This window comes from Pseudomonas sp. P1_C12 (assembly GCF_056406435.1).
The window spans coordinates 503,554-524,886 of sequence record NZ_JBFUAE010000004.1 but is presented as its reverse complement, the minus strand read 5'-3'; the positions used below and the strand labels follow the sequence as shown (position 1 = coordinate 524,886).

19 protein-coding genes and 1 pseudogene are annotated in these 21,333 nt (G+C 60.6%); 10 read left to right on the top strand and 10 right to left on the bottom strand.

The window, feature by feature from the left end; genetic code table 11:
- The first annotated feature begins 73 nt into the window (after positions 1-73).
- Together hexR and AC1D19_RS09760 are read left to right on the top strand one after the other, a co-directional pair.
- Positions 74-940: a transcriptional regulator HexR gene (gene hexR / locus AC1D19_RS09765; RefSeq protein WP_007954250.1), complete on the top strand. Its 867-nt coding sequence runs from the start codon at positions 74-76 to the stop codon at positions 938-940.
- 176 nt (positions 941-1,116) lie between these two features.
- Positions 1,117-1,326 (top strand): PA3496 family putative envelope integrity protein, encoded by a 210-nt coding sequence (locus AC1D19_RS09760; protein WP_007971698.1) that lies wholly within the window; start codon positions 1,117-1,119, stop codon positions 1,324-1,326.
- On the opposite strand, the gene AC1D19_RS09755 is transcribed toward AC1D19_RS09760, so the two are convergent.
- The gene (locus tag AC1D19_RS09755) at positions 1,268-2,230 is read right to left on the bottom strand and encodes a LysR family transcriptional regulator (RefSeq protein WP_477763069.1); all 963 of its coding nucleotides are present in this window, start codon (positions 2,228-2,230) and stop codon (positions 1,268-1,270) included. The two genes, AC1D19_RS09760 and AC1D19_RS09755, sit on opposite strands and share 59 nt — an antisense overlap.
- Positions 2,231-2,419: 189 nt before the next feature.
- On the opposite strand from AC1D19_RS09755, the gene AC1D19_RS09750 reads away from it, so the two are divergent.
- The 3 genes and pseudogenes from AC1D19_RS09750 to AC1D19_RS09740 form a co-directional block, all read left to right on the top strand.
- Positions 2,420-3,835 (top strand): acetyl-CoA carboxylase biotin carboxylase subunit, encoded by a 1,416-nt coding sequence (locus AC1D19_RS09750; RefSeq protein WP_046038868.1) that lies wholly within the window; start codon positions 2,420-2,422, stop codon positions 3,833-3,835.
- 11 nt (positions 3,836-3,846) lie between these two features.
- Positions 3,847-5,655 (top strand): sodium-extruding oxaloacetate decarboxylase subunit alpha, encoded by a 1,809-nt coding sequence (oadA, locus tag AC1D19_RS09745; protein ID WP_223459013.1) that lies wholly within the window; start codon positions 3,847-3,849, stop codon positions 5,653-5,655.
- A gap of 532 nt (positions 5,656-6,187) precedes the next feature.
- A pseudogene (locus tag AC1D19_RS09740) lies at positions 6,188-6,418 on the top strand (hypothetical protein); the annotation flags it as partial.
- Between the two features lie 11 nt (positions 6,419-6,429).
- Here the strand turns inward: AC1D19_RS09740 and AC1D19_RS09735 are convergent.
- From AC1D19_RS09735 to AC1D19_RS09725, 3 genes are read right to left on the bottom strand one after another with little or no spacing between them, the layout of a single operon-like run.
- The gene (locus tag AC1D19_RS09735) at positions 6,430-7,101 is read right to left on the bottom strand and encodes a GNAT family N-acetyltransferase (protein WP_477763068.1); all 672 of its coding nucleotides are present in this window, start codon (positions 7,099-7,101) and stop codon (positions 6,430-6,432) included.
- A gap of 16 nt (positions 7,102-7,117) precedes the next feature.
- Positions 7,118-7,564: an N-acetyltransferase family protein gene (locus tag AC1D19_RS09730; RefSeq protein WP_477763067.1), complete on the bottom strand. Its 447-nt coding sequence runs from the start codon at positions 7,562-7,564 to the stop codon at positions 7,118-7,120.
- Positions 7,565-7,574: 10 nt separating this feature from the next.
- On the bottom strand, positions 7,575-8,198 hold the full coding sequence (locus AC1D19_RS09725) for an FMN-binding negative transcriptional regulator (RefSeq protein ID WP_477763066.1): 624 nt from the start codon (positions 8,196-8,198) through the stop codon (positions 7,575-7,577).
- Between the two features lie 92 nt (positions 8,199-8,290).
- Between AC1D19_RS09725 and pdxR the strand changes: the two genes are divergently transcribed.
- Positions 8,291-9,844 (top strand): MocR-like pyridoxine biosynthesis transcription factor PdxR, encoded by a 1,554-nt coding sequence (gene pdxR, locus AC1D19_RS09720; RefSeq protein WP_477763065.1) that lies wholly within the window; start codon positions 8,291-8,293, stop codon positions 9,842-9,844.
- Between the two features lie 87 nt (positions 9,845-9,931).
- Here the strand turns inward: pdxR and AC1D19_RS09715 are convergent, their stop codons facing one another.
- The 6 genes from AC1D19_RS09715 to AC1D19_RS09690 form a co-directional block, all read right to left on the bottom strand.
- Positions 9,932-11,032, bottom strand: a complete 1,101-nt coding sequence (locus AC1D19_RS09715) for a polyamine ABC transporter substrate-binding protein (protein ID WP_477763064.1) — start codon at positions 11,030-11,032, stop codon at positions 9,932-9,934.
- 12 nt (positions 11,033-11,044) lie between these two features.
- Positions 11,045-12,076 carry a histone deacetylase family protein gene (locus AC1D19_RS09710; RefSeq protein ID WP_477763063.1) on the bottom strand — a complete coding sequence of 344 codons (1,032 nt, stop codon included), beginning with the start codon at positions 12,074-12,076 and terminating at the stop codon, positions 11,045-11,047.
- A gap of 243 nt (positions 12,077-12,319) precedes the next feature.
- A complete protein-coding gene (locus AC1D19_RS09705; RefSeq protein WP_477763062.1) occupies positions 12,320-13,318 on the bottom strand; it encodes an AraC family transcriptional regulator in 999 nt (332 codons plus the stop codon).
- Positions 13,319-13,480: 162 nt separating this feature from the next.
- Positions 13,481-14,485, bottom strand: a complete 1,005-nt coding sequence (locus AC1D19_RS09700) for an asparaginase (RefSeq protein WP_477763061.1) — start codon at positions 14,483-14,485, stop codon at positions 13,481-13,483.
- 107 nt (positions 14,486-14,592) lie between these two features.
- Positions 14,593-16,044: an alanine/glycine:cation symporter family protein gene (locus AC1D19_RS09695; RefSeq protein WP_477763060.1), complete on the bottom strand. Its 1,452-nt coding sequence runs from the start codon at positions 16,042-16,044 to the stop codon at positions 14,593-14,595.
- A 494-nt stretch (positions 16,045-16,538) separates the two neighbouring features.
- Positions 16,539-17,963, bottom strand: coding sequence for an aspartate ammonia-lyase (locus AC1D19_RS09690; protein WP_046038891.1), 1,425 nt, complete (start codon positions 17,961-17,963; stop codon positions 16,539-16,541).
- 180 nt (positions 17,964-18,143) lie between these two features.
- Between AC1D19_RS09690 and AC1D19_RS09685 the strand changes: the two genes are divergently transcribed.
- From AC1D19_RS09685 to AC1D19_RS09670, 4 genes are all read left to right on the top strand, one after another.
- Complete coding sequence (locus AC1D19_RS09685) at positions 18,144-19,061, top strand: LysR substrate-binding domain-containing protein (protein ID WP_008045548.1); 918 nt, start codon at positions 18,144-18,146, stop codon at positions 19,059-19,061.
- A 292-nt stretch (positions 19,062-19,353) separates the two neighbouring features.
- Entirely contained in the window at positions 19,354-19,845 is a 492-nt protein-coding gene (purE, locus tag AC1D19_RS09680; protein WP_046038893.1) for a 5-(carboxyamino)imidazole ribonucleotide mutase, read from the top strand.
- An 11-nt stretch (positions 19,846-19,856) separates the two neighbouring features.
- Positions 19,857-20,939 (top strand): 5-(carboxyamino)imidazole ribonucleotide synthase, encoded by a 1,083-nt coding sequence (locus tag AC1D19_RS09675; RefSeq protein WP_414929669.1) that lies wholly within the window; start codon positions 19,857-19,859, stop codon positions 20,937-20,939.
- Between the two features lie 107 nt (positions 20,940-21,046).
- The gene (locus tag AC1D19_RS09670) at positions 21,047-21,292 is read left to right on the top strand and encodes a GlsB/YeaQ/YmgE family stress response membrane protein (RefSeq protein WP_007928514.1); all 246 of its coding nucleotides are present in this window, start codon (positions 21,047-21,049) and stop codon (positions 21,290-21,292) included.
- The last annotated feature ends 41 nt before the right edge of the window (positions 21,293-21,333 follow it).

Here is a 21,333-nt window from a genome sequence, read left to right as displayed (position 1 = left end):
AAGCCGATTCATGTAGTATAACTACAAGCGTGCTACATCCCCGGCACCTGCCAATAACAAAGAGTCCAGCCCCTTGAATCTGCTGCAACACATCGCCCAGTCTCGCCACCTGTTACGCAAGTCGGAGCTCAAGGTCGCCGACCACGTGCTGCTTGATCCTGCGGCCGTGATGCACAGCTCCATGGCCGATCTGGCCCACAGCGTGGGCATCAGCGAGCCGACCATCGTGCGTTTTTGCCGTGCCATCGGTTGTTCCGGCTTTCAGGACCTGAAGCTGAAGCTGGCCCAGAGCCTGGCGGCAGGTGCGAGTTTCGGCCAGTTTGCGATCCACGAAGACGATTCGGTCGCCGACTACAGTCTGAAAATCTTCGACACCACCCTGCATACGCTGATGGAGGTTCGCGAGAAGCTCGATCCGCTGGAATTGCAGCGGGCGGTGACGCTCATGTCCCAGGCCCAGCGTGTCGAGTTCTACGGCTTCGGCGCCTCGGGTGCGGTCGCGGCGGACGCCCAGCACAAGTTCTTCCGCTTGCTGCTGACGGCAGCGGCGTATTCCGACCCGCACATGCAGGCGATGTCGGCCGTGACGCTGAAGCCGACTGACGTGGCCATCTGCATTTCCCAGTCCGGGCGTTCCAAGGACCTGCTGATCACCGCCAACCTGGTGCGCGAAAGCGGTGCCTCATTGATCACCTTGTGCCCGAGCCAGACACCATTGGCCGAGCTGTCTACGGTCAATCTGGCGATCGATGTGCATGAAGACACTGAAATCTATACGCCGCTGACGTCGCGTATCGCCCACTTGGTGGTGATCGACGTTCTGGCGATGGGCGTGGCCATGGCGCGTGGCCCGAGCCTGGTCAACCACCTCAAGAGCGTCAAACGCAGCCTGCGCAGCTTGCGGTTGTCGCCCAAGTCGGTGAAAGCGCTGGACGACTAAGATCAAAGGATCGCAGCCTTCGGCAGCTCCTACAGGTATTCGCGTTCCTGCGTAGGAGCTGCCGAAGGCTGCGATCTTTGCTTCTGAATGTTCATCTCCCTGTAACGCCCAAGCCGCCAAACCGTCATCCCCCGCGCCTATCTTGAAACTCCCGTACTCGCCTTGGGAGACTCGAAATGGCCATGCCTTACGAAGAACGCAACAGCGCTGTCAAAACCCGTCGTCAGCAAGAAGATCAGCGCCGCATGGAATTCCGCCGCGCCATCGAAGATCGCTGCGAACGCCGTCAGCTTCTGGCCGAAATTGGCGATTTTCCGGAGTTGGAGCTCAATTTCTGGCAGGCATCTCCCTCGACTTCCCGTCGAAACGCTCAACCAGCGCGCTGATCTGAATCCGTTCGCTACGGATAAACGCCAGGAAGGCGTGAGCCACCGGTGACAGGCGTTTCGCCTTGGCCTGCACCAGGCACCAACTGCGAAACAGCGGCAGCTCTTCGATCGGCAGCTCGATCAGTCCACCGGTTGCCAGCTCAAGGCTCAGGGCGTGGCGCGTCAACAGCGCAACGCCCAGGCCTGCCAGTACACATTCACGCTGAGCTTCGGCAGACGAGACCTCCTGGGTCTGGTTGAAGTGCACGCGCTTCTCCTTGAAGTATTCTTCGCACGCCAGCCGCGTCCCGGAGCCCGGCTCACGCAGCAGCAGTGTATAGGGCTCGAGATCCTGCAAGCGCAGCGGCCCCATATGACACAGCGGGTGATCCGGTGGCGCCACGGCGACGATCGGGTTGTTCAGGAACGGCAGGAATTCCAGGCCCATGTCCTGAGGCACCATGGACATGATCACCAGGTCGTCGCGGTTGTCTGACAGACGTCGAATGACCTGACCGCGATTGACCACCGTCAATTGCAGGTTCACTTCCGGGTGCTGGCGTTTGAACGCGGCAAACAGATGCGGTACGAAGTATTTGGCGCTGGATTCGATCGCCAGTTTCAGTTGCCCCTGCAACGAGCCCTGCATGTCCGACAGCTGCATGTCGAGGTTTTCCAGGCGCCCGAAAATATCCCGACTGGCCCGCTGTAACGCTTCAGCTGCCTCGGTCATGTAGAGTTTTTTGCCGACGTAATCGAACAAAGGCTGGCCAATCAGCTCTTCAAGTTGACGAATCTGTAGGCTGACGGCAGGTTGTGTGAGAGACATTTCCTCGGCCGCGCGGCTGTAGGACCGCAAATCACAGACCTCATTGAAGATCTGCAATTGCCGCAAAGTCATACGCATCAATGACTTACGCATTATCTGGTCGCTCTCGTCGCTGGCTGATGAATCAACTATAAGTCTTTACTTATGCACGACCCAATTTTTATTCATTTTTGTTAATCCCTTGTGAGCGCTAGTGTGGCCCTGCGACCAAATTGAAACATTTGGTCACTCGTCGACCTGGTCTAGCAGGTCGTGGGTACACCGGCTCAAGGGAACCTCCAAGTGATAACAAAGATCCTGATCGCCAACCGTGGTGAGATTGCCGTACGAATCGTACGTGCCTGCGCCGAAATGGGCATTCGCTCGGTCGCGATCTACTCCGACGCCGACCGTCATGCCCTGCACGTAAAGCGTGCAGATGAGGCCCACAGCATTGGTGCCGAACCTCTGGCCGGTTACCTGAACCCGCGCAAGCTGGTGAACCTGGCTGTTGAAACCGGCTGCGATGCGTTGCACCCCGGCTATGGCTTCCTTTCGGAAAACGCCGAACTGGCGGAGATCTGCGCCGAACGCGGGATCAAATTCATTGGCCCGTCGGCCGAAGTCATTCGCCGCATGGGCGACAAGACCGAAGCCCGTCGCAGCATGATCAAGGCCGGTGTACCAGTAACCCCGGGTACTGAAGGCAACGTGTCGGGCATCGAAGAAGCCCTGACCGAAGGTGATCGCATCGGTTACCCGGTGATGCTCAAGGCGACTTCCGGTGGTGGCGGCCGCGGCATTCGTCGCTGCAACAGCCGTGAAGAACTTGAACAGGCTTTCCCGCGAGTGATTTCCGAAGCCACCAAGGCGTTCGGTTCGGCGGAAGTGTTCCTGGAAAAATGCATCGTCAATCCCAAGCACATCGAAGCGCAGATCCTCGGCGACAGCTTCGGCAACGTGGTGCACCTGTTCGAGCGTGACTGCTCGATCCAGCGCCGCAACCAGAAGCTGATCGAGATCGCCCCGAGCCCGCAACTGACCCCGGAACAGCGCGCCTATATCGGCGACCTGTCGGTGCGCGCAGCCAAGGCCGTGGGATACGAGAACGCCGGTACCGTGGAGTTCCTGCTCGCCGAGGGCGAGGTGTACTTCATGGAGATGAACACCCGGGTGCAGGTGGAACACACCATCACCGAAGAAATCACCGGCATCGACATTGTCCGTGAGCAGATTCGCATTGCCTCCGGCCTGCCGCTTTCGGTGAAACAGGAAGACATCCAGCACCGCGGTTTCGCGTTGCAGTTCCGGATCAACGCCGAAGACCCGAAGAACAACTTCCTGCCGAGCTTCGGCAAGATCACCCGTTACTACGCCCCCGGTGGCCCTGGCGTGCGCACCGACACGGCAATCTACACCGGCTACACCATCCCGCCGTACTACGACTCGATGTGCCTGAAACTGGTGGTGTGGGCGCTGACCTGGGAAGAGGCGATGGACCGTGGCTTGCGCGCCCTGGACGACATGCGTCTGCAAGGGGTCAAGACCACTGCCGCGTACTACCAGGAAATCCTGCGTAACCCGGAATTCCGTAGCGGCCAGTTCAACACCAGCTTCGTTGAAAGCCACCCTGAACTGACCAACTACTCGATCAAGCGCAAACCCGAAGAGCTGGCCCTGGCCATCGCCGCCGCCATCGCCGCCCACGCAGGCCTGTGAGGAATAGAACAATGAGCAAGAAGATTCATGTAACCGACACCATCCTGCGCGACGCCCACCAATCGCTGCTCGCCACCCGCATGCGCACCGAAGACATGCTGCCGATCTGCGACAAGCTCGACAAAGTCGGCTACTGGTCGCTGGAATGCTGGGGCGGCGCGACGTTCGACGCCTGCGTACGTTTCCTGAAAGAAGACCCGTGGGAGCGTCTGCGCCAGTTGCGCGCCGCGCTGCCTAACACCCGCCTGCAAATGCTGTTGCGCGGCCAGAACCTGCTGGGCTACCGCCACTACAGCGACGACGTGGTCAAAGCCTTCGTCGCCAAGGCTGCGGTCAACGGCATCGACGTGTTCCGTATCTTCGACGCCATGAACGACGTGCGTAACCTGCGCGTGGCCATCGAAGCGGTGAAAGCCGCCGGCAAACACGCCCAGGGCACCATCGCCTACACCACCAGCCCGGTGCACACCATCGAGGCCTTCGTGAACCAGGCCAAGCAAATGGAGGCCATGGGTTGCGACTCGGTGGCGATCAAGGACATGGCCGGACTGCTGACCCCGTACGCCACCGGCGAACTGGTCAAGGCGCTGAAAGCCGAGCAATCGCTGCCAGTGTTCATTCACTCCCACGACACCGCTGGTCTGGCCGCGATGTGCCAAATGAAGGCGATCGAAAACGGTGCCGATCACATCGACACCGCGATCTCCAGCTTTGCCTGGGGCACCAGCCACCCGGGCACCGAGTCGATGGTCGCCGCCCTTAAAGGCAGCGAGTTCGACACCGGCCTGAATCTGGAACTGCTGCAGGAGATCGGTCTGTACTTCTACGCCGTGCGCAAGAAGTACCACCAGTTCGAAAGCGAATTCACCGCCGTCGACACCCGTGTTCAAGTCAACCAGGTACCGGGCGGGATGATTTCCAACCTGGCCAACCAGTTGAAAGAGCAGGGCGCACTCAATCGTATGAGCGAAGTGCTGGCCGAAATCCCGCGCGTTCGTGAAGACCTCGGCTTCCCGCCGCTGGTGACTCCGACTTCGCAGATCGTCGGCACCCAGGCGTTCTTCAACGTGCTGGCCGGCGAGCGCTACAAGACCATCACCAACGAAGTGAAGCTGTACCTGCAAGGCGGCTACGGTAAGGCGCCGGGCACCGTGAACGAACAACTGCGTCGCCAGGCCATCGGCAGCGAAGAAGTGATCGACGTTCGCCCGGCCGATCTGCTCAAGCCGGAAATGGCCAAGCTGCGTGCCGACATCGGCGCACTGGCCAAGTCCGAAGAAGACGTGCTGACCTTCGCCATGTTCCCGGACATCGGCCGCAAGTTCCTCGAGGAGCGTGCTGCGGGCACCCTGACACCCGAAGTGCTGCTGCCGATTCCTGAAGCCGGCGGCGTCGCCTCGGCTGGTGGCGAAGGCGTACCGACCGAGTTCGTCATCGACGTTCACGGCGAAACCTACCGCGTCGACATCACCGGTGTGGGCGTCAAGGCCGAAGGCAAGCGTCACTTCTACCTGTCCATCGACGGCATGCCGGAAGAAGTGGTGTTCGAGCCGCTCAACGAATTCGTCGGCGGCGGCAGCAGCAAGCGCAAGCAAGCCACTGCACCGGGTCACGTCAGCACCACCATGCCGGGCAACATCGTCGACGTGCTGGTCAAGGAGGGCGACACCGTCAAGGCAGGCCAGGCCGTGTTGATCACCGAAGCGATGAAGATGGAAACCGAAGTCCAGGCAGCCATCGCCGGTAAAGTCACCGCCATTCACGTGGCCAAGGGCGACCGGGTGAATCCGGGCGAGATACTGATCGAGATCGAAGGCTGAGTTAACAGCCGAGATAACAACGCTTTATACCTCGGGGGGGCATGTGCTCCCCTTTTTTTATTCCTGTAAATCCATTTCTGGAGATGCCACAAACTCTGTGGGATCGGGCTTGCTCGCGAAGGCGGAGTGTCAGCCTATACACATGCTGAGTGTGCTACCGCTTTCGCGGCGAGATAGCGCGGTTAAGGCGGCCAATGGAGTGCGGGATTGTCAGTCCAATCCCGGCTTCATGTAGGACTCCTCTGAGATGAGAAACCCGGGTTTTACTTCGTTGGATCCTCACCTATAGTTCGGCCGTCACCGACGAATCGGTGATCGACTTTAGCCGGTCGTAACAGATGTTGCACAAGCGCCCGTATAATCGCGGCGCTTTTTGCTGCCTGGCATTTGTATGTCTATGGTGGCTGTGCGTGGGACACCTTCGGGTGTGCCGGGTGCATCTGTCCGGTCGGCTAACCCGCGTACAGCTACCTCCCCAATTCGTTTAGCCGCGAAGGGGTGGGAGATTTTCCTATCAGATGAGATCAATGCCATGCCCCAATTTCATCCACTTCAAGGTGGCTTCAGTTCTGGCAACACGTTGTACATCGACACCGAAGCCCGGACTTCCGACCTTCTCGAAACCGCTACTCATCGAATCAAAGCCGCGCGCAATCTACTCAACAGCGTGACATGTCTGTGTGTGAAAGAGGCCGAAGGTCATGACCTTGAGCATTTTGCCAATGCTGCACACATCCTGATTCAGGAAGGCTGCGATCTTTTGCCGTTAGGGCGTCAGCCGCGACACTCCACCAACCCTTTAACCTGCCCCGAAGCCGTCTGGTTCTCATCACTCAGCCACTTCTCGAACCCGGCGCCAATCGCCGGCCATTCCGAATCCAGAATCGAATACCACGCGGTGTCCCGATTTTGCCCCTTGACCACCATGTGCTGGCGGAACACCCCCTCAAAACTGAAGCCCAGGCGCTCGGCCGCGTATTTGGAGCGGGCGTTGGCGTTGTTGCACTTCCACTCCAGGCGACGGTAGCCCAAGGCAAAGGATTCCTTGGCCAGCAGGTAAACCGCCTCGGTGCTTTTCGGCGAGCGCTGCATCGGTGCGCCGAAGGTGACGTGGCCGATTTCGATGCGGCCCTGGGCCGGGACGATGGACATCAGGCTGAGAATGCCCTGGACCTCGCCGCTGGCGCGGTCGATCACACTGAAGAAATACGGATCGCTGCTGGCCGCGTGGTTGTTCAGCCAGTCGTTGAAGACGCTGCGCTCCGGGAAGGGGCCGTAAGGCAGGTAGTCCCAGAGTTTCGGGTCGGCGCCGGGGCCTTGCAGGGCGTTGAACAGGTCGTCGCCGTGGCGCGCCGGGTCGAGTTTTTCCAGGCGGATGTAACGCCCTTCGATCAATTGAGTCGTGGGGGCCGGGACGCCTTTCCAGTCGGCGAGTGAAATCGACATGCTGTTCTCCTTGAACCTAGATGGCTTTGCGAAACTGGATGAAACCGGGGCGTTCGGCGATGCGCTCGTAAAGCTGGATCGCGGTGACGTTGGTTTCGTGGGTCAGCCAGTGGACCTTGTTGCAGCCGTCAGCCTTGGCCGTGGCGTAGACGAACTCGATCAACTGGCGGCCGACGCCGGTGCCGCGGGTTTCCGGGGCCACCAGCAAGTCTTGCAGGTAGCAGGAGTTTTCGATGGCCCAGTTCGAACGATGGTAGATGAAATGCACCATGCCCACCGCTTTGCCGTCGGCCCAAGCGAGGGCGGCGTGGGTTGGCTCGTTCGGATCGAGCATGCGCTGCCAGGTGTTTTGGGTGACGGCTTGCGGCAGTTCGGTTTTGTAGAAGCGCAGGTAGGCCTGCCACAGCGGCAACCAGGCCGCGTGATCACCGGCGCTGACTTGGCGAATGTCGATTTGACTCATGGTGACTTCCTTAGCGCATCAATTGGGCGAGGGTTTGGTCGTTGACGTCGGGGCTGGCTTCCAGGCCTTTGCGCACGCCGGCGATGTCGGCGGGACTGCGGTTCTGGCTGAGCTTGCGCTTGCCTTCCAGACGGTCGATGGGAATGGCGAAACCGACAATGGCCTTGAGCATGCCGTCGATGTAATCGGCGGGGGCATCGGCCACTGACCACGGTTGGGCGCGGCCAGCTTCATGACGATCGGTGAGGGTGCTGACGATGTCGAGCAGCCGCCCGCCATCGCTGAAGGTTTCGGCTCGGCCATAGGCGTGTACGGCGACGTAGTTCCAGGTTGGCACGACTTTGCCGTGTTCGGCCTTGCTCGGGTAGAAGCCAGGGCTGACGTAGGCGTCGGCACCGGCAAAAATCAGCAGGGCTTCGGCGCCGTCGCGCAGCTCTTTCCACTGTGGATTGGCTTTGGCCAGATGCCCGTACAACGTGCCGTTCGAGCCTTGTTCGCAATGCAGCAGCACCGGTACATGGCTGGCTTGCAGGCCGCTTTCACCGTGGGTCACCAATATGGCGAGACGGGTGGCGAGGATCAGTTCATGCAGTTGGGACAACTCGTCGATGGCAAAAGCACGTGGCGTGTACATGGAGATATTTTCCTTGGCGAATATCTGCATCCTAGGCAGGCTATTGGTCTGTTGTAAGAGCCACTAATGACCAATTTCATGGGTCCATTGCGATGACTAGCGAACCACTGTCCTTGACCTTCAACCCGGCGGGTATAGAACTTGATCGTCGCCAGGGGCTGAGTCGGCAGCTCTATCAGGCATTGCGGATGCGGGTGCTCGACGGGCGACTGGCCAGCGGCACGCGTCTGCCGGCCAGTCGGGATCTGGCTGCCGCGCTGGCGATTTCCCGCAACAGCGTAGTGCGCGCCTACGATCAGCTTTACGCTGAAGGGTTTATCGAGGGGCGGGTAGGCGACGGGACTTACGTCGCGCAATTACCCCAGGCAACCTTGCCGGCAAAAAAACTATCCACAAAAGTATCCACAGGGTTTTCAACAGGCTTACCCACAGCTTTATCCACAAATTGGCTTGATTTGCCTGTGGATTCATCCAGCAAAGTTACCCACAGGGACGCCTTGTCCCGCGTTGAAAAGAACCATTTACCCATGCCGCCCAGTGGTCCGCCCAGGGCTTTTCGGGTCGGTGTTCCGGCGTTCGATCTGTTTCCGTTCGAGGTCTGGGCCAAGCTGAATGCGGCTTTCTGGCGTAAACCGGATTTCCAGCAGTTGTGCTACGGCGACCCGGCAGGCGATGCACGCTTGCGGGGGATGATCGCGGCGTATCTACGCAGCTCGCGGGGCATGCAGTGCACGGCTGAACAAATTGTGATCACCAGTGGCGCGCAGCAGGGAATCAGCCTTTGTGCACAGCTGCTGGTGGAGCCCGGTGACGGGGTGGCGATTGAAAATCCCGGGTATCGGGCGGCCGGTCATGCGTTCGCCGTAGCAGGTGCCCGGCTGCATGGGGTGGCGGTGGATAGTGAGGGTATCGACTGCGGTGAACTGGCACAGCTTGACGATTGCCGTCTGACCTACGTCACCCCGTCCCATCAGTACCCCACCGGGGTGGTGATGAGCCTGGCTCGCCGTCTGGAGTTGCTGGCCTGGGCCGAACGCACGCAGGGCTGGATCGTCGAGGATGACTATGACGGCGAGTACCGCTACAGCGGTGCGCCGCTGGCGCCTTTGGCGGCCCTGGATCGGCAAGGCCGGGTGCTCTACGTCGGCACGTTCGGCAAAGTGGCGTTTCCGGCGTTGCGCCTGGGTTACCTGGTATTACCGATGGATCTGGTGCAGGCGTTTGCCCAGCGTCGGGCGGTGGACGTACGGCATTCCGAGGTCAGTACCCAGGCCGTAATGGCCGAGTTCATGGCGGCCGGGCATTTCCAGCGGCATATCCGCCGCATGCGGCGTGCGGCGCTGAGCCGGCGTAATGCGTTGCTCAGCGGCTGGCCGGGGGGCATTCCCGGTATCGGCCAGTTGCCCACGGTCGCCGCCGGGTTGCACATGACAGTGCCGGTCGACAGCATTGAGCGAGAACAGGCGTTGATTGAATTGGCACGTAGCGTCGATGTCGAGATCAATGGCTTGAGTGGCTATTGGCTGCCCGAGTCCACGATCCCGATGGATCAGCGTGCCGGGTTGGTTCTGGGGTTTGCAGCAGTGCCGGAAAAGGCTATCGAAGCCGCGTTGGAGCGGCTGCGGGCGGTCTGGCGTTTTCTTTGAAAGGAGCGCGTCGGGCGCTGATGTGCCGCAGGCAAAAATAGACCTGCGCGAGCGCAGGTCCTGGTGACGGCGGGAGTGAAGCGGGTATCAAGTGCCGGACTTGATCTTGGTCCAGGCCCGGGTCCGCGCACGTTCGGCATCGCGGGGCAACGGTTGCAGGGTGTAGAGCGTGCTCATCGCCGTGTCGGTCGGGTACAGGTTCGGGTTGTTGCGGATCACCGGGTCGACCATCTCCGTGGCGTCCTTGTTCGGGTTCGGGTAGCCGACGAAGTCACTGACCGGCGCGATCACCTGGGGTTGCAGCAGGTAGTTGACGAAGGTGTAAGCGTCGTCGGGGTTTTTCGCACCCTTCGGAATCGCCAGCATGTCGAACCAGATCGGCGCGCCTTCCTTCGGCAAACGCATGTCGACGACCACCCCGTTCTTGGCTTCTTTGGCGCGGTTGGCCGCTTGCGAGAAGCTGCCGGAATATCCGACCGCAACGCAGATGTCACCGTTGGCGATATCGGCCATGTACTTGGACGAGTGGAAGTAGGTGATGTACGGACGGATCTTCATCAGCAGTGCTTCAGCCTTGTCGTAGTCCGCAGGCTTTTTGCTGTTGGGGTCCAGGCCGAGGTGTTGCAGGGCCAGCGGCAGGATCTCAGACGGCGAGTCGAGCAGGGCGACGCCGCACTGCTTGAGCTTGCTGATGTTCTCTTCCTTGAAGATCAGGTCCCAGCTGTCCACCGGCGCGTTGTCGCCGAGCACAGCTTTGACCTTGGCCGGGTTGAAGCCGATCAGGATGGTCCCGTACATGTACGGCACGGCGAACTTGTTGCCCGGGTCGTTGGCCTCGATCAGCTTCATCAGTTTGGGATCGAGGTGATTCCAGTTCGGCAACTTGCTGCGGTCCAGCGGCTGGAATACGCCCGCTTCAATCTGCTTGGCGAGGAACACGTTGGACGGCACCACCACGTCGTAGCCAGAATTGCCGGTCAGCAGCTTGGCTTCCAGTGCTTCGTTGCTGTCGAAAATGTCGTAGACCAGTTTGGTCTGGGTGTTCTGGGCCTTGAAGTCTTCCAGGGCCTTGGGCGTGATGTAGTCGAACCAGTTGTAGACGCGCAACGTGCGTTCTTCAGCGTGTGCTGCGCCGCTGAGTACCGTGGCACACAGGGCTGGCACGATAAAGCGCTTAAGACTTTTCATTGTTCTACTTCCTCATTGAGCGCTTTCAAAACCTTCGAGAACGTTCACGGCGTTGATGCCGATTTCTTCCACTGCGTAACCGCCTTCCATCACGAACAGCGTCGGTACGCCGAGGCCGGCGATGCGCTTGCCCATGGCCAGGTAATCCGGGCTGTCGAGTTTGAACTGCGAGATCGGGTCGTCCTTGAAGGTATCGACTCCGAGGGACACGACGATAATGTCGGCACCGTAGCTTTCGATCTCTTTGCAGGCCTGTTCCAGCGCTGCGCTCCAGGTGTCCCAGCCTGAACCGGCGGCCAACGGGTAGTTGAAGTTGAACCCTTCGCCAGCGCCTTCGCCACGTTCGTCTTCATAGCCGAGGAAGAACGGGAACTCGGCTTCCGGGTGGCCGTGGATCGAGGTGAACAGCACGTCGCTGCGTTCGTAGAAAATCGACTGGGTGCCGTTGCCGTGGTGGTAGTCGACGTCGAGGATCGCGATCTTTTCATGGCCCTGATCGAGGAACGCCTGGGCGGCGATGGCGGCGTTGTTGAGGTAGCAATAACCACCCATCAAGTCGCCGGCGGCGTGGTGTCCCGGCGGACGACACAGGGCGAAAGCAGAACGGGCGCCGCGCTGGATTTCCGCTTGGGCGGTGAGCGCGACTTGCGCTGCGCTGTACGCCGCTTGCCAGGTGCCGGCGGTGATCGGGGCGCCGCCGTCGAAGCTGTAGTAACCGAGTTCGCCATGCAAGCTGGAGGGTTTGACGCGGCGCAGGGTGCGGGCTGGCCAAGTGTAGGGCAGCAAGTCGCCGTCGGTGTTGTACTCGGTCCAGCGTGCCCAGGCGCCCTTGAAGAAGTCGAGGTAGTCTCGGCTGTGAATGCGCTCGATCGGCCCGAGGCCGAAATCCTTTGGCGCTTCGACAGAGCCCAGATTTTGATTTTGCACCCGTGCCAGTACGTGGTCGGCACGGGAAGGCATTTCGAAGCAGGGTTTGAGTTGCCCGTCTATCAATTCGCAACGGCCGTGGTGCAGGTGGTGATCGTCCGAGTAGATCGTCAGCATATCTTGTTCTCCGCAGGGCTGATTCGGTTGCCCCCAGTGTTGCGGCGCACGGCGAATCGGAGAACGGCAGGAAAGGCCAAAAGGGGATCGATATGGCCAAAACATTTGACCGAAATTCGCCCCTGTTCAGCGTATGGGATACACACCCTGTAGGAGCTGGCTTGTCAGCGAAGGCGGTATTGCGGCGATACAGATGCGTTGGATGCGCTGGCCTCTTCGCGGGCAAGCCCGCTCCTACAGGGTTTATCCGTGTGGCCGAAACTGACTCGGCGCCACACCACTCCAGCGCACAAACGCATGCCGAAAACTCGCGGTCTCGCTGAAACCCAGGGCTTCGGCAATCTGATAGATCGGCAACTGATCCTCGCAAAGCATTTGCTTGGCCTGCTCGAAGCGCAGTTCGTCGAGCAGTTCCTGATAGCTGCAACCCATGTCCTTGAGATGCCGGCGCAAGGTCCGCGCCGAACAGTTCATTTGTTCGGCCAATCCCTCCAGCCCCGGCGCCGCATTCAATTGCGCGCTGAGCAATTGGCGGATCCGTCCCAGCCACGCCTGGCGCCCGGTGAACTCGATGTTCTGTTTGCGGCAGCGTTCGGCCATGGCCTGGTGGGTGATGATGTCGGCTAGCGGCAGTGGCTGGTCGAGCCAGCGCTTGTCGAAGGCAAAGGCATTGTTACGGGCGCCGAAGTGCACCGGGCAATTGAAGTGTTCGGCGTAGGTCGCTTCGTAATCGGGGGCGGCGTGTTCAAAGCGGGCGCCGAGCAACGGCAGGGGATGGCCGAGCAGGTCGTCGCAGGTGACTTTCAGCGACACCAGGCAGAATTCGGCGTTGAACACCGCCATGGCCGGGCTCTCGCGGTAATCAGCGGCGGCGAACCAGATGCGCTCGCCATCGTCTTCAAGGCTCAACTCGAAAAGTGTTCCCAGCAGCGCCGGATAACGCATCGCCAGACGCAAAGCGTCACCGAAGGTGGCACTGGTGAGCAGGGCGTAACCGAGCATGCCGTAGCAGGAAACGTGCATCCGCCGGCCCAGTTCCAGGCCGATGTCACGTTTGAGAGCAACGGCGTTGGCACAGACCTGCATTTCCTGATTGGTGGTGATGCGTGTGTCGGCACGGTTCAGATCCGCCGCGCTGATGCCGCTGCCGGCCAGCAGCGCTTCGCTGGACAAGCCTTGTGCCCTGAAGGCATCGAGTACCAGGGAGACCGCGTTGAGCGTGGTGAGGTGGGAGTGGAGCATGAGGACTTCCAGCCTTGGGATAGCTGGAGCGCAGCAAGTTGTATGCCGGGTGATGTCCCCTGTGGGAGCGAGCCTGCTCGCGATGACGGTGGATCAGTCACATCAATGTGAATGGTAGACCGCTATCGCGAGCAGGCTCGCTCCTACAAGGGTGGTGTGGTGTCAGCTCAGTTCACCGCACAGGTCGAGTTCGACAAGCCGACGGATTTCGTCCGTTTCAAGCCCCGCACCCAACAACCCATGCAACTTGCCGAACGCCGCCTCACGGGTCATGCCGCCACCGGACAACACCCCAACGCCACGCAAGCGACTGCCGGCTTCATAGACGTCCAGTACAACCCCGCCTTCGTGGCATTGCGTGACGGCCACTACTACAACACCCTTGTCCCGCGCACGCCCAAGGCTGGCGAGAAACCCGGGGTTGTCGCTCGGACCGGTGCCGCTACCGTAGCACTCCAGCACCAGGCCCTGAATGCCACTGTCGAGCAAACCATCCAGCACCTCGGCGCTGATGCCGGGGAACAGCGGCAGCACCGCGACGTTCGCCAATTGTTTGGGTTGGTTGTAATTCAGCTGTGTTGGTAAAGAAGGCACCTTCACGCCACCGCCCTGACGCTCCAGGCGCTTGAACGGATGGCGGCCGAAACTGCGTACCTTCGCGCAGCGGGTCGGGTCCAGCCGTTCGCCATGGAAGTACAGATGCACGCCCGGCGCGAGGCCCTGGCCCAGTGCAACCAGCGCGCCGCCGAGGTTTTCCCAGGCATCGCTATCGGTGACGCCGGCCGGCAGCATGGAGCCGGTGAAGCACACGCGGGCATGCAGGCCGAGCAACTGGAAGCTCATGGCGGCGGCACTGTAGGCCAGCGTGTCGGTGCCATGCAGGATCAGCACGCTGTCGCAGCCCTGCACATCCACTGCGTCGACCACCGCTTCACGCAGCTGCTGCCAATACGTCGGGGTCATGTTGGCGCTGTCGATCAGCGGCGACATTTCACGGAAGCGCCATTGCGGCACCACCAGATCAGGCTGGCTGTGCAGATAATCGCGCATCCGCGCTTCGAAACCGGACGCCGGGGCCAGGCCATGGGCGCTGGCCTGCATGCCGATGGTGCCGCCGGTGTAGAGCACCATGACGTGCTGGGCGGCAGGGTAGGTCGACGAATTCATGAAGAATCTCCGAAAGGAAGAGTTCCTAGGGGAGCGAGCTTGCTCGCTCCCCCAGTTTTTCGAACTTTAACTGACGGGCGCTGGGGGCGCGCCTGTCATTTCACCTGTCAGCGTTGCGCTGCAGGCACACCTTGCGACTCAACTTCAGTCTTGCCGACAGCGGCTGGCGGATTGGCCGGCCACGCCTGGCGATCCAGATCCAGGTCCGGGAACTTGGCTGAGTCGAACACCGGCGTCTTGATGCCAGCGGCGCGCTGGTCATCGTAGTCACGCAGGATGCGCATGCCGACCTTGAACAGCAGGAACAGCGCGATCAGGTTGACGAACGCGAGCATGGTCATGGTGATGTCGGCGAAGGCAAATACGGTGCCGAGGTTTTCGATGGCGCCCCAGAAAATCAGCACCAGTACCAGCGCGCGATAGCCAATCAGCGCCTTGCGGTTTTCACCGATCAAAAAGCGCAGGTTGCTCTCGCCCAGGTAGTAGTTGTAGAGGATCGAGGTGAACACGAACAACGCCAGGGCCACGGAGATGAACATCCGGCCCCAGTCACCGACCACGGCGGCCAGCGAGTTCTGAGTCAGGGCAATGCCGTCGCCTTCGAAGCCCGGGGTGTAGAAGCCGGAAAGCAGGATCAGCAGTGCGGTGCAGGTGCAGATCACGAAGGTGTCGAGGAACACGCTGAACGCCTGGACCACACCTTGTGCCACCGGGTGCTCGACCGCCGCAACTGCCGCCACGTTCGGCGCACTGCCCAGGCCGGCCTCGTTGGCGAACACGCCACGCTTCACGCCCATGACAATGGCGCTGCCGATCAGGCCGCCGAAGGCCTGGTCCAGACCGAAGGCGCTCTTGACAATGGTCATCAGCATGCCCGGCACATGGTCGAACTGCAGCACGATCACGTAGAGGGTCACACCGATGTACACCAGGGTTTTCACCGGCACCAACAGGTCGGCGACCTTGGCGATGCGCTTGATCCCGCCGATGAACACCAGGCCCAGCAACACGGCCAGACCGATGCCGGTGTATGTGGTGTCGAGGCCGAACGCATTGTTCAACGAGTGCGTCACAGCGTGGGCTTGCAGACCGTTGAAGGCGAAGCCGAACGTCACCAGCAGCAAGAACGCCATCAGCATGCCCAGCCAGCGTTTTTGCAGGCCGTGCTGGATGTAATAGGACGGGCCGCCACGGAAGGTGCCGTCGGAGTCACAGCGCTTGTAGAGCTGGCCGAGGGAGCATTCGAAGAAGCTGCTGGACATGCCGACCAGCGCGGTCACCCACATCCAGAACACGGCACCGGGGCCACCGAGGGTCACGGCAATGCCGACCCCGGCAATGTTGCCCGCACCGACGCGGCCGGCGAGGCTGAGCATCAGGGCCTGGAACGAGCTCAGTTGCCCTGCGCTGCTTTTGAGGCTGTCGCGGAACACCGCGAACATGTGGAAGAAGTGACGCAATTGAACGAAACGCGAGCGGATCGTGAAGTAGCTACCGAGCCCGACAATGAGCACGATCAGTACTTTCCCTGAGAGGAAGTCGTTAATGACTTCGAGCATGGATTATTCCTCGCTGTTTTTTGTGTAGGCAACAATGCTGGCCGGACAGACACATCGAGTTACACCCCTTGGCGCACGGCACAATGGGTGGTTCGAAGTTCGTCCCGGTTTCATATCGCGGGTTTGTTATTAGTTCGGGTTTCGCATGGGTTGTGGCCTCGCTACCGACGACCGCTCATGCGAAGAGGGGCGGCACTATACCGATGACAGTGCCGTCCGTCTGCACGGTTGTGGTGTATTCGGTGAAGCGAAGCCTTTGAAGCACCTGTCGTTACTGGCGTCTGGCTCCTGTAGGAGCGAGCTCGCTCGCGAAAAACTCAAGGGCGCCGTTGGCCATCAGGTTTACGCGTTATCGTTAAACATCTTTCGCGAGCAAGCTCGCTCCTACAAAACAGTTAAAAAAAAGGGCCTGGAGATTGATCTCCAGGCCCTCAAAAGGTGAGAGGTGTCTAGTCCCTCGACCTGGTGAGCGGTGCTACAAATAACGCGTCGGGTTATGCCTTCAGGGGCACAAGACGCGGAGCAATCATGTTTTCCGGGCGCAGGATGTCGGCGAGCATGGCTTCGTCGAGCAGACCTTCTTCACGCACCAGTTCCAGCACGCCGCGGCCGCTTTCAAGAGCGAGGCCGGCGATGCGGGTGGCATTTTTGTAGCCGATGTACGGGTTCAGCGCGGTGACCAGGCCGATCGAGTGCTCGACCAGTTCACGGCAGCGTGCTTCGTTGGCGGTGATGCCGACGATGCAGTGCTCGCGCAGCATGTCCATGGCGCGTTGCAGCAGGCGGATCGAGTCGAAGATCTTGAAGGCGATCAGCGGCTCCATCACGTTCAGTTGCAACTGGCCGCCTTCGGCCGCGATGGTCAGCGCCAGGTCGTTACCGATGATCTGGAACGCCACCTGGTTGACCGCTTCCGGAATAACCGGGTTGACCTTGCCTGGCATGATCGAACTGCCTGGTTGACGTGCCGGCAGGTTGATCTCGTTGATGCCGGTGCGTGGGCCGCTGGACAACAGGCGCAGGTCGTTGCAAATCTTCGACAGCTTGACCGCGGTACGCTTGAGCATGCCGGAGAACAGCACGAAGGCGCCCATGTCGGAGGTGGCTTCGATCAGGTCGGCGGCCGGTACCAGCGGTTGACCGCTGATCACTGCCAGACGCTGAACGGCCAGGTGCTGGTAACGCGGGTCGGCGTTGATGCCGGTGCCGATCGCGGTACCGCCCAGGTTCACTTCGGTCAGCACTTCTGGTGCCAGAGTCTTCAGGCGTGCCAGGTCTTCACCCAGGGTAGTGGCGAACGCACGGAATTCCTGACCCAGGGTCATCGGAACGGCGTCTTGCAGTTGGGTACGACCCATCTTCAGGACGTGGTTGAATTCTTCACCCTTGGCCGCGAACGCCTGAATCAGGCTGTCGAGACTGGCGAGCAGGGCATCGTGACCCAGCAACAGACCCAGGCGGATCGCCGTTGGATACGCGTCGTTGGTCGACTGCGCCATGTTCACGTCGTCGTTCGGGTGCAGGTACTGGTATTCGCCTTTCTGGTGACCCATGGCCTCCAGTGCGATGTTGGCGATGACTTCGTTGGCATTCATGTTGGTCGAAGTGCCAGCGCCGCCTTGAATCATGTCCACCACGAACTCTTCGTGGAAGTCGCCGCGGATCAAACGTGCACAGGCTTCGCTGATGGCAGCGTGCTTGGCTTCGCTCAGGTGACCCAACTCACGGTTGGCGTCAGCGGCGGCCTGTTTAACCATGGCCAGACCGACAACCAGTTTCGGGTAGTGCGAAATCGGAACGCCCGAAAGGCGGAAGTTATTCACCGCTCGCAGGGTCTGGATACCGTAATACGCTTGAGCCGGTACTTCGAGGGCGCCAAGCAGGTCATTTTCTGTGCGGAATGATGCAGCGGAGGACATGATAGAAATCATCTCAATATGGACCCGGTCTGTGCCGGAACACTGCGAATGCTAGGCCTGTGGAGAATTTTGGGCCAATGCTGTTAAACACTAGGCTATGCATATTCGGCATAATGCCCGTGTGACGCCGGCTTGATGGCGGACGTGTGACCTAAATTGGTGCGTGCCCGGGAGGACGTGATGAATCTGGAAAGCAAATGGCTGGAGGACTTTAGTGCCCTGGCCGCCACCCGCAGTTTCTCCCAGGCCGCCGAGCGGCGTTTCGTGACGCAACCGGCGTTCAGCCGACGAATCCGCAGCCTGGAAGCGGCGCTGGGGCTGACGCTGGTCAATCGTTCACGCACGCCGGTGGAACTGACAGCGGCAGGGCAATTGTTTCTGGTCACCGCACGCACCGTGGTCGAGCAGCTCGGCGAAGTGTTGCGCCATCTGCATCACCTGGAAGGCGGGCAGGGCGAGGTAATGCAGGTGGCTGCCGCACACTCCCTGGCGCTGGGTTTCTTTCCGCGCTGGATCGCACAGTTGCGCAACGAAGGCTTGAACATCGCCACGCGACTGGTTGCGACCAACGTGGGTGACGCGGTGCATGCCTTGCGCGAAGGTGGCTGCGATCTGATGCTGGCCTTCTACGACCCGGATGCCGCGATGCAGATGGACCCGGAAATCTTCCCGTCACTGCACTTGGGCCACACCGAAATGCTGCCGGTGTGTGCCGCCGACGCCGACGGCAAACCGCTGTTCGATCTGGAAGGCGAAGGCAGCGTGCCGTTGCTGGCCTACAGCGCCGGTGCGTTTCTCGGCCGTTCGGTGAACATGCTGCTGCGCCAAAGGGCGCTGCGCTTCACCACGATCTACGAAACCGCCATGGCTGACAGCCTCAAAAGCATGGCCCTGGAAGGCCTGGGCATCGCCTGGGTGCCGCAACTGAGCGTGCGCGCCGAACTGGCACGCGGTGAACTGGTGGTCTGCGGCGGCCCGCAATGGCATGTGCCGTTGGAGATTCGCCTGTATCGCTGCGCGCTGGTGCGCAAGGCCAATGTGCGGTTGTTGTGGCGCAAGTTGGAAGGTGGTGCGGCCCAAGGCACAACCGGTTCTTGAAACCACCAAATGCTCCCACAGGGGGTTTTGTTGTTTGGAACAATCAGGATCGGGATCAAGTTCCACGGTGTTTTGTGTTGAGCGTTGGCTGACCTTCGAGTCAATAAAACCGGCACTTTGCGCCGTATGACAGATGGTCGTATCGGGGGCTGTTTATCTGCTTCATTGAGGTATACTGCGCGGCCTTCGGCCGGTTACGACCGGCCATAATTCGTACAATCAAGCCACGCATCCTGCGTGGCTTGTTGTTTTTTGACGCGCCTGCGGGCGCCCAGAGAGAAGAGGCACGACGATGAGTGCACTGGTTGGCGTGATCATGGGCTCCAAGTCCGATTGGTCCACCCTTAGCCACACCGCCGATATGCTGGAAAAGCTCGGCATACCCTACGAGGTGAAAGTGGTTTCTGCCCACCGCACCCCGGACCTGCTGTTTCAGTACGCTGAAGAAGCCGAGGCACGTGGCATCGAGGTGATCATCGCCGGTGCCGGTGGCGCGGCCCACTTGCCAGGCATGTGTGCGGCCAAGACCCACTTGCCGGTGCTGGGCGTACCCGTGCAGTCCGCTATGCTTTCGGGCGTTGATTCGCTGCTCTCCATTGTGCAGATGCCAGCAGGCATTCCGGTTGCCACTCTGGCCATCGGCAAGGCGGGTGCGATCAACGCAGCGCTATTGTCGGCGAGTATCCTGGGCGCCAAGCACCCGCAGTTCCACGCGGTGCTGAAAACCTTCCGTGCTGAGCAGACAGACAGCGTCCTGGACAATCCAGACCCACGCATCGCCTGAGGTTGTTGACGATGAAGATTGGTGTAATCGGTGGCGGCCAACTGGGCCGCATGTTGGCGCTGGCGGGCACTCCGCTGGGCATGAACTTCGCTTTTCTGGACCCTGCGCCGGATGCCTGCGCCGCCGCGTTGGGCGAACACCTGCGAGCCGATTACGGCGATCAGGATCACCTGCGTCAGCTGGCCGATGAAGTCGATCTGGTGACCTTCGAGTTCGAAAGCGTTCCGGCCGAGACCGTGGCTTTTCTCTCGCAATTCGTCCCGGTCTACCCGAGTGCTGAAGCCCTGCGCATCGCCCGCGATCGCTGGTTCGAGAAGAGCATGTTCAAGGATCTGGGGATTCCTACCCCGGCGTTCGCCGACATCCAGTCCCAGGCCGACCTGGACGCCGCCGTGGCTTCCATCGGTCTGCCGGCAGTGCTGAAAACCCGTACTTTGGGTTACGACGGCAAGGGCCAGAAAGTCCTGCGCACCCCTGAAGATGTGGTCGGCACCTTCGCCGAACTGGGCAGCGTGGCCTGTCTGCTGGAAGGCTTCGTGCCGTTCACCGGTGAAGTCTCGCTGATCGCCGTGCGCGCCCGCGACGGCGAAACCCGCTTCTATCCGCTGGTACACAACACCCACGAAAGCGGCATCCTCAAGCTGTCCGTGGCCAGCACCGATCACCCGTTGCAAGCTCTGGCCGAAGACTACTCCAGCCGTGTGCTCAAGCAGCTGGATTACGTCGGCGTGATGGCGTTCGAGTTCTTTGAAGTCGACGGTGGCCTCAAGGCCAACGAAATTGCCCCCCGGGTGCACAACTCAGGGCACTGGACCACCGAAGGCGCCGAGTGCAGCCAGTTCGAAAACCACCTGCGGGCCGTTGCCGGTCTGCCGTTGGGTTCGACGGCCAAGGTCGGCGAAAGCGCGATGCTCAACTTCATTGGCAAAGTGCCGGACACCGAGAAGGTCGTTGCCATCGCCGATTGCCATCTGCATCACTACGGCAAGGCGTTCAAGGTCGGCCGCAAGGTCGGTCACGCCAACTTGCGTTGTGCGGATCGCGAAACGCTGACCGCGCAGATCCTCAAGGTCGAAGCGCTGATCGCCGAATAGTTTCATGTGGCAGCGGCGGAACCATTCAGGGACCGCCGTTCTCTCATGGCAGGATGCCAAAGTCTGACTAGGCTTTCGCATAGCCACTTCATTCAGAGGGAAATGCCATGGGAATCATCGGAACCATCTTTATCGGCTTGATTGTCGGCCTGCTGGCACGGTTCCTGAAACCGGGCGATGACAGCATGGGCTGGATCATGACCATCCTGCTCGGTATTGGCGGTTCGCTGGCGGCGACTTACGGCGGTCAAGCCCTGGGCATCTATCAGGCTGGCCAAGGAGCAGGCTTCATCGGTGCGCTGGTGGGCGCCGTAGTGCTGCTGGTGATCTACGGGCTGGTCAAAAAGAACTGATCCAGGCGACAAGCCCTCTCCGCCAAACTGGCCGGGAGGGC